We start from the raw sequence: 13673 nt of genomic DNA on the forward strand, positions 1-13673 counted from the left end.
TCATGGCTAACATTCCAACGATTTCTTTCGACGCCATCATTATTGGTGGTGGCGGTGCCGGCATGCGCGCTGCGCTGCAACTGGCACAGGGCGGTCACAAGACTGCCGTGATCACCAAGGTTTTCCCGACCCGTTCGCACACCGTATCCGCCCAAGGCGGCATCACGTGCGCAATCGCGTCCGCTGACCCGAACGATGACTGGCGCTGGCACATGTACGATACCGTCAAGGGTTCCGACTACATCGGTGACCAGGACGCTATCGAATACATGTGTCAGGAAGGCCCGGCCGCTGTTTTCGAGCTGGATCACATGGGTCTGCCGTTCTCGCGTACCGAGCAGGGCCGTATCTACCAGCGTCCGTTCGGTGGTCAGTCCAAGGATTACGGTAAAGGCGGTCAGGCTGCACGTACTTGCGCCGCTTCCGACCGTACCGGTCACGCACTGCTGCACACCCTTTATCAGGGCAACCTGAAAGCCGGTACCACGTTCCTGAACGAGTACTACGCTGTCGACCTGGTGAAAAACCAGGAAGGTGAATTCGTCGGTGTGATCGCTATCTGCATCGAAACCGGCGAAACCACCTACATTCGCGCCAAGGCCACCGTACTGGCTACCGGCGGTGCAGGTCGTATCTACGCTTCCACCACCAACGCCCTGATCAACACCGGTGACGGCGTCGGCATGGCTCTGCGTGCTGGCGTGCCGGTACAAGACATCGAAATGTGGCAATTCCACCCGACCGGCATCGCCGGCGCCGGTGTACTGGTTACAGAAGGTTGCCGTGGTGAAGGTGGTTACCTGATCAACAAGCACGGCGAGCGTTTCATGGAGCGTTATGCTCCGAACGCCAAAGACCTTGCCGGTCGTGACGTGGTTGCTCGCTCGATGGTTAAAGAAATCATCGCCGGCAACGGTTGCGGTCCGAATGGCGACCACGTAATGCTCAAACTCGACCACTTGGGCGAGGAAGTGCTGCACAGCCGTCTGCCAGGCATCTGCGAACTGTCGAAGACTTTCGCCCACGTTGACCCGGTTGTTGCGCCGGTTCCGGTTGTTCCGACTTGCCACTATATGATGGGCGGCGTAGCCACCAACATTCATGGTCAGGCGATCACCCAGAACGCCGAAGGCGTGGACCAGATCATCCCAGGTCTGTTCGCAGTAGGTGAAGTGGCTTGCGTATCGGTGCACGGTGCCAACCGTCTGGGCGGCAACTCGCTGCTCGACCTGGTGGTATTCGGTCGCGCTGCTGGTCTGCACCTGGAAAAAGCGCTGACCGACGGCATCGAATACGACGACGCTACCGAAGCCGACATCGAAGCTGCCCTGTCGCGCCTGAACGCACTGAACAACCGTACCGACGGCGAAGACGTTGCTACCCTGCGTCGCGAGCTGCAAAGCTGCATGCAGAACTACTTCGGTGTATTCCGTACCGGCGAATACATGCAGAAAGGTATCGCTCAGCTCGCTGACCTGCGTACCCGCATCGCCAACGTGAAGATCAACGATAAGTCGCAGGCGTTCAACACTGCCCGTATCGAAGCGCTGGAACTGCAAAACCTGCTGGAAGTGGCTGAAGCTACCGCCATCGCTGCCGAAGTACGTAAAGAGTCGCGCGGTGCTCACGCCCGTGAAGACTTCGAAGATCGTGACGACGAAAACTGGCTGTGCCACACCCTGTACTTCCCGGGTGACAAGCGCGTCACCAAGCGTGCCGTGAACTTCTCGCCGAAGACTGTTCCGACTTTCGAACCTAAAGTCCGGACTTATTAAGGGTGACCGCCATGTTGCAAGTCAGTGTTTATCGCTACAACCCTGATCAGGACGCTGCGCCGTTCATGCAGGAATTCCAGGTCGATACCGGTGGTAAAGACCTGATGGTGCTGGACGTGCTGGCCCTGATCAAAGAGCAGGACGAGGGTTTCTCCTATCGTCGCTCTTGCCGTGAAGGCGTCTGCGGCTCCGACGGCATGAACATCAACGGCAAGAACGGTCTGGCGTGCATCACGCCGCTGTCCGCCGTTGTAAAAGGTAACAAGCTGATCGTTCGTCCGCTGCCAGGTTTGCCGGTTATCCGTGACCTGGTTGTCGATATGAGCATCTTCTACAAGCAATACGAGAAGGTGAAGCCTTACCTGCAGAACGACACGCCGGCTCCGGCCATCGAGCGTCTGCAGTCGCCAGAAGAGCGTGAAAAGCTCGACGGTCTGTACGAGTGCATCCTGTGCGCTTGCTGCTCGACCTCTTGCCCGTCCTTCTGGTGGAACCCGGACAAGTTCCTGGGTCCAGCTGCGCTGCTGCAAGCTTATCGCTTCCTGGCAGACAGCCGTGATACCAAGACCAACGAGCGTCTGGCTTCACTCGATGACCCGTTCAGCGTCTTCCGCTGCCGGGGCATCATGAACTGCGTCAACGTATGTCCGAAAGGCCTGAACCCGACTAAGGCCATCGGTCACATCCGTAACATGCTGCTTTCGAGCGGCGTGTGATTCAGCTGCTGTAACCGCTGCACCGTAGAGGCTGTGGCGCGGGCTTCAACCCGCGTCATGGCTATAACCAGAGCAGTAGCCATAAGCTGCGGCTCTTATTTTGAAGAAATGAGACAAGCAGGGGCATCCGGGCTGGTACCCGGACTATCAGTGTGATCCTAAGTGGCTTGTTTTAGTCGCTGCATTCGGACTTCTGCAAGTTTGCTCGGTGTCGACATCGATGGTGTTCCCCTAACCGAGGGTGACCAAGCATGCAAGAAAGCGTGATGCAGCGCATGTGGAACAGCGCCTACCTTTCAGGTGGAAACGCTGCCTATGTGGAAGAGCTTTATGAGCTCTACCTGCACGACCCTAACGCTGTGCCAGAAGAGTGGCGCACCTACTTTCAGAAGTTGCCTGCCGACGGCAACTCTGCCACTGATGTTTCGCACTCGACAATTCGCGATCATTTCGTGCTGCTGGCAAAGAACCAGCGCCGCGCTCAACCGGTTTCCGCCGGCAGCGTGAGCAGTGAGCACGAGAAGAAGCAAGTTGAAGTGCTGCGATTGATCCAGGCCTACCGTATGCGTGGCCACCAGGCAGCCCAGCTTGACCCGCTGGGGCTGTGGCAGCGTCCTGCACCTGCAGACCTGTCGATCAATCATTACGGCTTGACCAATGCCGATCTTGATACGACCTTCCGTGCCGGCGACCTGTTCATCGGCAAAGAGGAAGCGAGCCTACGCGAAATTCACGAAGCGTTGCAGCAGACATATTGCCGCACCATCGGCGCTGAATTTACGCACATCACCGATTCCGAGCAGCGCCAGTGGTTCCAGCAGCGTCTGGAAAGCGTGCGTGGTCGTCCGACGTACTCCGCCGACATCAAGAGCCACCTGCTTGAGCGCGTGACTGCCGGTGAAGGCCTGGAGAAATACCTGGGCACCAAATACCCGGGCACCAAGCGTTTCGGTCTGGAAGGCGGCGAAAGCCTGATCCCGATGCTCGACGAACTGATCCAGCGTTCCGGTTCCTACGGCACCAAGGAAGTCGTCATCGGCATGGCTCACCGTGGCCGTCTGAACGTACTGGTCAACACCTTCGGCAAGAACCCGCGCGAGCTGTTCGACGAGTTCGAAGGCAAGAAGAAGGTCGAGCTGGGTTCCGGTGACGTTAAATACCACCAGGGCTTCTCGTCCAACGTGATGACCGCCGGCGGTGAAGTTCACCTGGCCATGGCGTTCAACCCGTCCCACCTGGAAATCGTTTCCCCGGTGGTCGAAGGTTCGGTTCGCGCCCGTCAGGATCGTCGTAACGACCCGACCGGTGAGAAGGTTCTGCCGATCTCCATCCACGGTGACGCTGCATTCGCAGGTCAGGGCGTGGTCATGGAAACCTTCCAGATGTCGCAGACCCGCGGTTTCAAAACCGGCGGTACCGTGCACATCGTGATCAACAACCAGGTTGGTTTCACCATCAGCAACCCGCTGGACTCGCGTTCCACCGAGTACGCCACCGACGTTGCGAAGATGATTCAGGCGCCGATCCTCCATGTGAATGGTGATGATCCGGAAGCCGTGTTGTTCGTGACCCAGCTGGCCATCGACTACCGCATGCAGTTCAAGCGTGACGTGGTGATCGACCTGGTCTGCTACCGTCGTCGCGGCCACAACGAGGCCGACGAGCCAAGCGGTACCCAGCCTCTGATGTATCAGCAGATCACCAAGCAGCGCACCACCCGTGAGCTGTACGCTGATCGTCTGACCCAGGGCGGTGTACTCGACGCAGAGCGTGTTCAGGCGAAAGTCGACGAATACCGCAACGCGCTGGACAACGGTCTGCACGTAGTGAAATCGCTGGTCAAAGAGCCGAACAAAGAGCTGTTCGTGGACTGGCGTCCGTATCTGGGCCACGCCTGGACTGCGCGTCACGACACCCGCTTTGATCTGAAGACTCTGCAAGAACTGTCCGCCAAGCTGCTGGAAATTCCGGAAGGCTTCGTGGTTCAGCGTCAGGTTTCGAAGATCTACGAAGACCGTCAGAAGATGCAAGCCGGCGGCCTGCCGATCAACTGGGGTTACGCCGAAACCATGGCGTACGCGACCCTGGCGTTCGAAGGTCACCCGATCCGCATGACCGGTCAGGACATCGGCCGCGGTACGTTCTCGCACCGTCACGCTGTGTTGCACAACCAGAAAGACGCGGGCACCTACATTCCGTTGCAGCACCTGTACGACGGTCAGCCACGCTTTGATCTGTACGACTCGTTCCTGTCGGAAGAAGCGGTACTGGCATTCGAATACGGTTACTCGACCACCACGCCGGATGCGCTGGTGATCTGGGAAGCCCAGTTCGGTGACTTCGCCAACGGTGCACAGGTTGTAATCGACCAGTTCATCACCAGCGGCGAGCACAAGTGGGGCCGTCTCTGCGGTCTGACCATGTTGCTGCCACACGGTTACGAAGGTCAGGGCCCTGAGCACAGCTCGGCACGTCTTGAGCGTTACCTGCAACTGTGCGCCGAGCACAACATTCAGGTCGCCGTACCGACCACGCCAGCACAGATCTACCACTTGCTGCGTCGTCAGGTGATTCGTCCGCTGCGCAAGCCGCTGATCGTGCTGACGCCGAAGTCGCTGCTGCGCCACAAACTGGCCATCTCGACCCTGGAAGATCTGGCCGAAGGTTCGTTCCAGACCGTGATCCCGGAAATCGATACTCTGGACCCGAAAAAGGTCGAGCGTGTTGTTCTGTGTAGCGGCAAGGTCTACTACGACCTGCTGGAAAAACGCCGTGCCGAAGGCCGTGAAGATATCGCCATCGTGCGTATCGAGCAGCTGTACCCATTCCCTGAGGACGACTTGAAAGAAGTCCTGGCTCCATACACCAACGTCAAGAATGCCGTTTGGTGTCAGGAAGAGCCGATGAACCAGGGCGCCTGGTACTGCAGCCAGCACCACTTGCGTCGCAGCATCGGGAACCTCGACAAGTCTCTCGTACTTGAGTACGCGGGCCGTGAGGCTTCTGCTGCCCCAGCTTGTGGTTACGCATCGATGCACGCCGAGCAGCAGGAAAAACTCCTGCAAGACGCGTTTACCATTTAACGCCTTCGCGCACCTGAAACCGAATTTAAGGAACCACAGATAATGGCTATCGAGATCAAAGCCCCCACTTTCCCGGAATCGGTTGCCGATGGCACCGTTGCCACCTGGCACAAAAAACCGGGCGACGCTGTCAAGCGCGACGATCTGATCGTCGACATCGAAACTGACAAAGTCGTACTGGAAGTTCTGGCTACCGCTGATGGCGTGCTGGGCGCAATCGTCAAGAACGAAGGCGACACCGTTCTGTCCGACGAAGTGCTGGGCTCCATCGAAGCGGGCGGCGCTGCTGCCGCAGCTCCAGCCGCCGCTGCTGCTCCGGCCGCAGCTGCCGCTGCCCCGGCTGCTGCTGAAGGCGAAGACGATCCTGTTGCTGCTCCTGCTGCGCGCAAGCTGGCTGAAGAAAACGGCATCAACATCGCTTCCGTTGCCGGCACCGGCAAAGGCGGTCGTGTGACCAAGGAAGACGTGGTTGCTGCTGTTGCTGCCAAGAAAGCCGCTCCGGCTGCCGCGCCTGCCAAGGCTGCTGCTCCATCGGCTGCCGCTCCTGTGTTTGCTGCTGGCGACCGCATCGAGAAGCGCGTACCGATGACCCGCGTGCGTGCCACCGTGGCCAAGCGTCTGGTTGAAGCGCAGTCGAACATGGCGATGCTGACCACTTTCAACGAAGTCGACATGACTGAAGTCATGGCCCTGCGTTCGAAGTACAAGGATCTGTTCGAGAAGTCCCACAACGGCGTACGCCTGGGCTTCATGTCGTTCTTCGTGAAAGCGGCCACCGAAGCGCTGAAACGCTTCCCGGCTGTCAACGCGTCGATCGACGGCGGCGACATCGTTTACCACGGTTACGCGGACATCGGCGTTGCCGTTTCCAGCGACCGTGGCCTGGTTGTTCCGGTTCTGCGTAACGCCGAGCTGATGAGCCTGGCTGAAATCGAAGGCGGCATCGCAACATTCGGCAAAAAAGCCCGTGACGGCAAACTGTCGATGGACGAGATGACCGGTGGTACCTTCACCATCACCAACGGTGGTACCTTCGGTTCGATGATGTCGACCCCGATCGTCAACCCGCCGCAGGCAGCGATTCTGGGCATGCACAACATCATCCAGCGTCCTATGGCCATCAACGGTCAGGTCGTTATCCGTCCGATGATGTACCTGGCACTGTCCTACGATCACCGTCTGATCGATGGCAAAGAAGCTGTGACCTTCCTGGTGACCATCAAGAACCTGCTGGAAGATCCGGCTCGTCTGTTGCTGGATATCTAAAAAACAGCGGCAAGCTTCAAGTTTCAAGCCACAAGCTCATAGCGAGCGGGGTGGGCTTGGAGCTTGTTGCTTGCGGCTTGTAGCTTTATTGCTAAAGAGGATTTTTTGAATGTCGCAGAAATTTGACGTAGTAGTGATCGGTGCTGGCCCTGGTGGCTATGTGGCTGCCATCAAGGCGGCGCAGCTGGGTCTGACCACTGCCTGCATCGAGAAGTACACCGACGCTGAAGGCAAGCAAGCCCTAGGCGGTACCTGCCTGAACGTGGGCTGCATTCCTTCCAAGGCGCTGCTCGACAGCTCCTGGAAATACAAGGAAGCGAAAGAAAGCTTCAACGTTCACGGTATCTCGACTGGCGAAGTCAAAATGGACGTCGCTGCGATGGTTGGCCGCAAGGCTGGCATCGTCAAGAACCTGACCGGCGGCGTTGCCACCCTGTTCAAGGCCAACGGCGTTACTTCGATTCAGGGCCACGGCAAACTGCTGGCTGGCAAGAAAGTCGAAGTCACCAAGCCAGACGGCTCGGTTGAAATCATCGAAGCTGAAAACGTCATCCTGGCTCCAGGTTCGCGTCCGATCGACATTCCGCCGGCTCCGGTTGATCAGAAAGTCATCGTCGATTCGACTGGCGCTCTGGAATTCCAATCCGTACCTAAGCGTCTGGGCGTGATCGGCGCTGGCGTGATCGGTCTGGAACTGGGTTCGGTGTGGTCGCGTCTGGGTTCTGAAGTGGTTGTCCTGGAAGCACTGGACACTTTCCTGATGGCAGCGGACACCGCTGTTTCCAAGGAAGCGCTGAAAACCCTGACCAAACAGGGTCTGGACATCAAACTGGGTGCTCGCGTAACCGGCTCGAAAGTGAACGGCGACGAAGTCGTTGTGAACTACACCGATGCCAATGGCGAACAGACCATCACTTTCGACAAGCTGATCGTAGCCGTTGGTCGCCGTCCGGTGACCACTGATCTGCTGGCTTCCGACAGCGGCGTGACCCTCGACGAGCGCGGTTTCGTGCACGTTGACGATCACTGCGCGACCACCGTACCGGGCGTTTTCGCCATTGGTGACGTGGTTCGCGGCATGATGCTGGCTCACAAGGCATCGGAAGAAGGCATCATGGTTGTCGAGCGCATCAAGGGCCACAAAGCCCAGATGAACTATGACCTGATCCCTTCGGTTATTTATACTCACCCGGAAATCGCGTGGGTTGGCAAAACCGAGCAGGCCTTGAAAGCTGAAGGCGTTGAAGTTAACGTCGGCACCTTCCCGTTCGCCGCTTCCGGCCGTGCCATGGCCGCCAACGATACCGGTGGTTTCGTCAAGGTCATCGCTGATGCCAAGACTGACCGCGTATTGGGCGTGCACGTGATTGGCCCGAGCGCTGCAGAACTGGTTCAGCAGGGCGCGATCGGTATGGAATTCGGCACCAGCGCTGAAGACCTGGGCATGATGGTTTTCTCCCATCCGACCCTGTCTGAAGCCTTGCACGAAGCTGCTCTGGCTGTGAATGGCGGCGCCATCCACATTGCCAACCGCAAGAAGCGTTAAGACACAATAAGAAACCACGGCGGTAACGGCCCGTCGTGAGCCTTGCGAGCAAGTCTCACCGCGGAATGTCCGCTGGACGCAGTCTTGCGTAGCTCAGCTACGCAAGCAGCAGTCACAGGTGGCGCGGCACTCAAACGAGCGCAGCGCCGAATGCGCAGTACCTAACGAAGACGGTAAAAAGCATGAATCTTCACGAGTATCAGGGTAAGCAGCTGTTCGCTGAATACGGCCTGCCAGTTTCCACTGGTTACGCAGTAGACACCCCGGAAGCAGCAGCAGAAGCTTGCGACAAAATCGGCGGCAGCGAGTGGGTTGTCAAAGCCCAGGTCCACGCCGGTGGTCGCGGTAAAGCGGGCGGCGTCAAGCTGGTTCGCAGCAAAGAAGACGCCAAAGCCTTCGCACAGCAGTGGCTGGGCAAGCGTCTGGTGACTTACCAGACTGACGCCAATGGCCAGCCAGTCACCAAGATCCTGGTTGAATCGTGCACTGATATCGCTAAAGAGCTGTACCTGGGCGCTGTCGTTGACCGTTCGAGCCGTCGCATCGTGTTCATGGCTTCCACCGAAGGTGGCGTGGACATCGAGAAAATCGCTCACGACACTCCAGAAAAAATTCTCAAAGCCACTATCGATCCACTGGTTGGCGCTCAGCCATTCCAGGGTCGCGAGCTGGCATTCCAGCTGGGTCTGGAAGGCAAGCAGGTTGCTCAGTTCGCCAAGATCTTCGTAGGTCTGGCCAAACTGTTCAAGGATCACGACCTGGCTCTGCTGGAAGTGAACCCGCTGGTGATCAAGGCTGACGGCGATCTGCACTGCCTGGACGCCAAGATCAACATCGACGCCAACGCAATGTACCGTCAGCCTAAGCTGAAGACTTTCCACGATCCGTCGCAAGACGATCCGCGCGAAGCGCACGCTGCCAAGTTCGAACTGAACTACGTGGCACTGGAAGGTAACATCGGCTGCATGGTCAACGGTGCTGGCCTGGCCATGGGTACCATGGACATCGTCAACCTGCATGGCGGCAAGCCTGCCAACTTCCTCGACGTAGGTGGTGGCGCTACCAAAGAACGCGTAACCGAAGCGTTCAAGATCATCCTGTCCGACACCAACGTCGCTGCAGTACTGGTCAACATCTTCGGCGGCATCGTTCGCTGCGACATGATTGCCGAAGGCATCATCGGCGCTGTGAAAGAAGTCGGCGTGAAAATCCCGGTTGTTGTTCGCCTTGAAGGCAACAACGCTGAGCTGGGCGCTAAAGTACTGGCAGAAAGCGGTTTGAACATCATCGCTGCAACCAGCCTGACCGACGCTGCTCAACAAGTTGTCAAAGCTGCGGAGGGCAAATAATGAGCGTCCTGATCAATAAAGACACCAAAGTTATCTGCCAGGGTATTACCGGTTCGCAAGGTAGTTTCCACACCCAGCAAGCCATCGAATACGGCACCAAGATGGTGGGTGGCGTTACTCCTGGCAAAGGCGGCACCGAGCACCTGGGTCTGCCAGTGTTCAACACCGTTAAAGACGCAGTAGAAGCCACTGGCGCTACCGCCAGCGTGATCTACGTTCCGGCTCCTTTCTGCAAAGACTCGATCCTGGAAGCAGCTTTCGGCGGCATCAAGCTGATCGTCTGCATCACCGAAGGCATTCCTACCCTGGACATGCTGGACGCTAAAGTTAAGTGCGACGAGCTGGGCGTAGTCCTGATCGGCCCTAACTGCCCAGGCGTGATCACCCCAGGCGAATGCAAGATCGGCATCATGCCAGGTCACATTCACTTGCCAGGCAAGGTCGGTATCGTTTCGCGTTCCGGCACCCTGACCTACGAAGCTGTGAAGCAGACCACTGACGCCGGTTTCGGTCAGTCGACTTGCGTCGGCATCGGTGGTGACCCGATCCCGGGTTCGAACTTCATCGACATCCTGAAGCTGTTCCAGGAAGACCCGAAGACCGAAGCGATCGTGATGATCGGTGAGATCGGCGGTTCGGCTGAAGAAGAAGCGGCTGCCTACATCAAGGCACACGTGACCAAGCCGGTTGTTTCCTACATCGCTGGTGTGACTGCTCCTCCGGGCAAGCGCATGGGCCATGCTGGCGCAATCATCTCTGGCGGCAAAGGCACTGCAGACGAGAAATTCGCTGCACTGCAAGACGCAGGCGTAAAAACCGTGCGTTCGCTGGCAGACATCGGCAAGGCCCTGGCCGAGCTGACTGGTTGGGCTGTCAAGTAAGCCTCGCGCTTAGCTTGCAACTCTGCTGACAAAGGCCACCTTCGGGTGGCCTTTGTCGTTTCTGGCATTCGCTGATTTATAGGCTTGCCCCCAATTACATGCAAAAACGCGACACGGAAACGTCGCGTATCGGATAGTTCGCCCTCTAACAGTGCGTTTGCAAAGCAAATTGGTTAGGCTAGCAGCCATTTTTGCGTCTGCCGCCCACAAGGCATGCAACGCGCTTTAAGGGTCAGTCCCATACGGATCGACAGCATTTCCCTAATTACACAGGGCAATCCCCCTCTAAATTCCGATTCAGTAGTGTGGTATTACCTTAATGAAAGTTTTGAAAGGTCAGGACATCCTGGCACTTGGCTTTATGACGTTTGCCCTGTTCGTCGGGGCTGGCAACATCATTTTCCCGCCTATCGTTGGCTTGCAGGCCGGACCTCACGTCTGGATGGCCGCGCTGGGCTTCCTGATCACCGCAGTGGGTCTGCCGGTGATCACCGTCGTTGCACTGGCCAAGGTCGGTGGGGCAATGGATGCGCTGAGCAGCCCGATCGGCAAGCTGGCTGGCGGCATTCTGGCGGCGGCGTGCTATCTGGCGGTCGGCCCGTTGTTCGCCACCCCGCGCACCGCGACGGTGTCGTTTGAAGTAGGTCTGGCGCCGCTGACCGGCGAGAGCCCGTTGGCACTGTTCCTCTACAGTTCGGTGTACTTCCTGCTGGTGTTCTTCATTTCGCTCTATCCGGGCCGTTTGCTGGACACCGTTGGCCGTTTCCTCGCGCCATTGAAGATCATCGCGCTGGCGGTCCTTGGCATCGCTGCATTCGCCTTGCCGGCGGGTGACATCGGTCACGGCACGCCGGAATACGTGGCGGCACCGTTCTCTCAGGGCTTCATCAATGGTTACCTGACCATGGATACCTTGGGTGCACTGGTGTTCGGCATCGTCATCGTTAACGCGATTCGCTCCCGTGGCGTCGAGTCGCCGGCGCTGATCACCCGTTACGCGATCATCGCCGGGCTGATTGCCGGTGTCGGTCTGGCGCTGGTGTATGTCAGCCTGTTCCGCCTCGGTTCCGGCAGCCACGAAGTGGCAGCAGGCGCGACCAACGGCGCGGCGGTATTGCACGCTTACGTGCAACACACCTTCGGTTCGCTGGGCAGCGGTTTCCTTGCCGTACTGATCTCGCTGGCGTGTCTGGTGACAGCGGTCGGCCTTACCTGTGCTTGCGCTGAGTACTTCAGCCGTGTGCTGCCACTGTCCTACAAGACCCTGGTGATCATTCTGGCGGCGTTCTCGCTGCTGGTGTCCAACCTGGGCCTGACCAAGTTGATTGCCTTCTCGATTCCGGTGCTGACCGCGATCTATCCGCCGTGCATCGTGTTGGTGGCGCTGAGCTTCTGCAAAGACTTCTGGCATGAGCACGGCCGGATTCTCGGTCCGGTGATGCTGGTGTCGTTCATCTTTGGCACCATCGACGCGCTGAAAGGCGCCGGTCTGGCCGACTGGATGCCATCGCAACTGGCGCACTTGCCGCTGAGCGAGCAGGGCCTGGCGTGGCTGGTGCCGTGCGTGATGACCCTGGTGGTTGCAGTGGTTTGCGATCGCCTGCTGGGCAAGCGCAGCGAAGCGGTTGCCTGACCCGCCATAAGCGGGTCTTCAACGCTTGAACAGAAATGCCCCGTATCAATCGATACGGGGCATTTTTTATGCGCGTCAGGCAGTGTCTTTTTCCCTAGGCTAACGTCGAAGGGTTGCCGAAATCTCAATGTGGGAGCGAGCCTGCCCGCGAAAGCGGCGTATCGCGCAACATTGATGGCGGCTGACACACCGCTTTCGCGAGCAGGCTCGCTCCCACAAGTAATCAGTGCGTGTACACACCTCACAAGGAATTGCATGTCGTTCATCCAAGCCAACCTGATCCACCTGCTCGCGGCCGTCTGGTTCGTCATCTGCTGGGGCGGTTATACCCGTTATGCCTCTTGGAAGGGCCGCGATACAGCATGTCTGGCGAGTGTGCTGCACCTGTACCGCGAAGACTGGATGCGTCGCATGTTGCTGCGTGACAACCGCATCGCCGACGCCAGTGTGATCGGCAATCTGGAGCGCAACGCTTCGTTTTTCGCCTCGAGTACGCTAATCATCCTCGCCGGTATTCTCACCGTGCTTGGCGCGTCAGAGCGCGCGGTGTCGTTGTTGGCGGATATTCCGATGGTGCAACAGGCGTCGCAGGGTATGTCGGAAATCAAACTGCTGTGTCTGGCGATGGTGTTCGTCTATGCGTTCTTCACCTTCAGTTGGTGCATGCGGCAGTACAACTTCGCGGCCGTGTTGGTTGGCTCGGCGCCGATGATCGGTGAACGACATGTTTCCGAGCAGGAGCGCAAGGCCTTCGCTGCGCGGGCGGCGCGGGTGATTTCGATGGCGGCCAACCAGTTCAACTTCGGGCTGCGCTCTTACTACTTCGGCATGACCATGCTGGCCTGGTTTGTCAGCCCGTGGCTGTTCATGCTGATGAGCGCCGGGGTGGTATTGGTCTTGTACCGCCGAGAGTTTCATTCCGACGTTCTCGATGTCATGGTCTATACCCCTACAGAAGCCCCCATTCCCGAGACAAACAAAGAGGTCGCTTGATGAGTATTCCGTTCTGGTGTGTGTTTATCACTGCGCTGTTGATTTATATCGCGCGTATGCCGGTGGGCAAGGCGATGAAAGAGCAGGGCGGTTACAACAACCACCTGCCGCGCCAACAACAAGCGCAACTGACCGGTTACGGCGCGCGGGCGCTGGCGGCGCATCAGAATACGATTGAAGCGTTCATGTTGTTTGCGGTCGGCGTGTTGATGGCGCACACCACTCAGACGGCAGGATGGCTGATCGATACATTGGCAATCGTTTTTGTTATCGCGCGGATCCTCTACTTGTGGCTCTATCTGGCCGACCAGCCCAAGCTGCGCAGCCTGGTTTGGGTAGTTGGCGTACTGTGCTCGCTGTTACTGATGATTAGTCCGACTTTTAGAACTGTCTTGCTCTAAGTCGAGCCTGGCGCTAAATGACAGGCAAAA

Annotated in this window: 10 protein-coding genes; all 10 read left to right on the forward strand. The window is 58.1% G+C overall.

Annotated features, from left to right (window positions below):
- Window positions 1-2 precede the first annotated feature (2 nt).
- The 10 genes from sdhA to CCX46_RS08480 all read left to right on the forward strand — a co-directional run bounded on the left by sdhA (window position 3) and on the right by CCX46_RS08480 (window position 13643).
- The gene (gene sdhA, locus CCX46_RS08435) at window positions 3-1775 is read left to right on the forward strand and encodes a succinate dehydrogenase flavoprotein subunit (protein WP_038363946.1); all 1773 of its coding nucleotides are present in this window, start codon (window positions 3-5) and stop codon (window positions 1773-1775) included.
- 11 nt (window positions 1776-1786) lie between these two features.
- Window positions 1787-2491, forward strand: a complete 705-nt coding sequence (locus CCX46_RS08440; protein ID WP_038364054.1) for a succinate dehydrogenase iron-sulfur subunit — start codon at window positions 1787-1789, stop codon at window positions 2489-2491.
- 251 nt (window positions 2492-2742) lie between these two features.
- The gene (locus tag CCX46_RS08445) at window positions 2743-5574 is read left to right on the forward strand and encodes a 2-oxoglutarate dehydrogenase E1 component (RefSeq protein WP_077571705.1); all 2832 of its coding nucleotides are present in this window, start codon (window positions 2743-2745) and stop codon (window positions 5572-5574) included.
- Window positions 5575-5616: 42 nt separating this feature from the next.
- The gene (odhB, locus tag CCX46_RS08450) at window positions 5617-6840 is read left to right on the forward strand and encodes a 2-oxoglutarate dehydrogenase complex dihydrolipoyllysine-residue succinyltransferase (protein WP_103307282.1); all 1224 of its coding nucleotides are present in this window, start codon (window positions 5617-5619) and stop codon (window positions 6838-6840) included.
- Between the two features lie 109 nt (window positions 6841-6949).
- Complete coding sequence (gene lpdA / locus CCX46_RS08455) at window positions 6950-8386, forward strand: dihydrolipoyl dehydrogenase (RefSeq protein WP_095119941.1); 1437 nt, start codon at window positions 6950-6952, stop codon at window positions 8384-8386.
- Window positions 8387-8568: 182 nt separating this feature from the next.
- Window positions 8569-9735: an ADP-forming succinate--CoA ligase subunit beta gene (gene sucC / locus CCX46_RS08460; protein ID WP_007919879.1), complete on the forward strand. Its 1167-nt coding sequence runs from the start codon at window positions 8569-8571 to the stop codon at window positions 9733-9735.
- On the forward strand, window positions 9735-10616 hold the full coding sequence (gene sucD / locus CCX46_RS08465) for a succinate--CoA ligase subunit alpha (RefSeq protein ID WP_008082972.1): 882 nt from the start codon (window positions 9735-9737) through the stop codon (window positions 10614-10616). Before sucC ends, sucD begins: the two co-directional genes overlap by 1 nt.
- A gap of 319 nt (window positions 10617-10935) precedes the next feature.
- Window positions 10936-12249 (forward strand): branched-chain amino acid transport system II carrier protein, encoded by a 1314-nt coding sequence (brnQ, locus tag CCX46_RS08470; RefSeq protein WP_127926346.1) that lies wholly within the window; start codon window positions 10936-10938, stop codon window positions 12247-12249.
- Between the two features lie 255 nt (window positions 12250-12504).
- Window positions 12505-13242, forward strand: a complete 738-nt coding sequence (locus CCX46_RS08475) for a DUF599 domain-containing protein (protein ID WP_034156247.1) — start codon at window positions 12505-12507, stop codon at window positions 13240-13242.
- Window positions 13242-13643 carry an MAPEG family protein gene (locus CCX46_RS08480; RefSeq protein WP_007919869.1) on the forward strand — a complete coding sequence of 134 codons (402 nt, stop codon included), beginning with the start codon at window positions 13242-13244 and terminating at the stop codon, window positions 13641-13643. The genes CCX46_RS08475 and CCX46_RS08480 overlap by 1 nt, the downstream gene beginning before the upstream one ends.
- Window positions 13644-13673: the final 30 nt, after the last annotated feature.

The sequence above is a fragment of the Pseudomonas sp. RU47 genome, assembly GCF_004011755.1.
Classification (GTDB): Bacteria; Pseudomonadota; Gammaproteobacteria; order Pseudomonadales; family Pseudomonadaceae; genus Aquipseudomonas.

What these genes read in the sequence shown, in the direction of transcription:
- sdhA (WP_038363946.1), top strand. Translation starts at nt 3, where the DNA reads ATGGCTAACATTCCAACGATTTCTTTCGACGCCATCATTATTGGTGGT.
- CCX46_RS08440 (WP_038364054.1), top strand. Translation starts at nt 1,787, where the DNA reads ATGTTGCAAGTCAGTGTTTATCGCTACAACCCTGATCAGGACGCTGCG.
- CCX46_RS08445 (WP_077571705.1), top strand. Translation starts at nt 2,743, where the DNA reads ATGCAAGAAAGCGTGATGCAGCGCATGTGGAACAGCGCCTACCTTTCA.
- odhB (WP_103307282.1), top strand. Translation starts at nt 5,617, where the DNA reads ATGGCTATCGAGATCAAAGCCCCCACTTTCCCGGAATCGGTTGCCGAT.
- lpdA (WP_095119941.1), top strand. Translation starts at nt 6,950, where the DNA reads ATGTCGCAGAAATTTGACGTAGTAGTGATCGGTGCTGGCCCTGGTGGC.
- sucC (WP_007919879.1), top strand. Translation starts at nt 8,569, where the DNA reads ATGAATCTTCACGAGTATCAGGGTAAGCAGCTGTTCGCTGAATACGGC.
- sucD (WP_008082972.1), top strand. Translation starts at nt 9,735, where the DNA reads ATGAGCGTCCTGATCAATAAAGACACCAAAGTTATCTGCCAGGGTATT.
- brnQ (WP_127926346.1), top strand. Translation starts at nt 10,936, where the DNA reads ATGAAAGTTTTGAAAGGTCAGGACATCCTGGCACTTGGCTTTATGACG.
- CCX46_RS08475 (WP_034156247.1), top strand. Translation starts at nt 12,505, where the DNA reads ATGTCGTTCATCCAAGCCAACCTGATCCACCTGCTCGCGGCCGTCTGG.
- CCX46_RS08480 (WP_007919869.1), top strand. Translation starts at nt 13,242, where the DNA reads ATGAGTATTCCGTTCTGGTGTGTGTTTATCACTGCGCTGTTGATTTAT.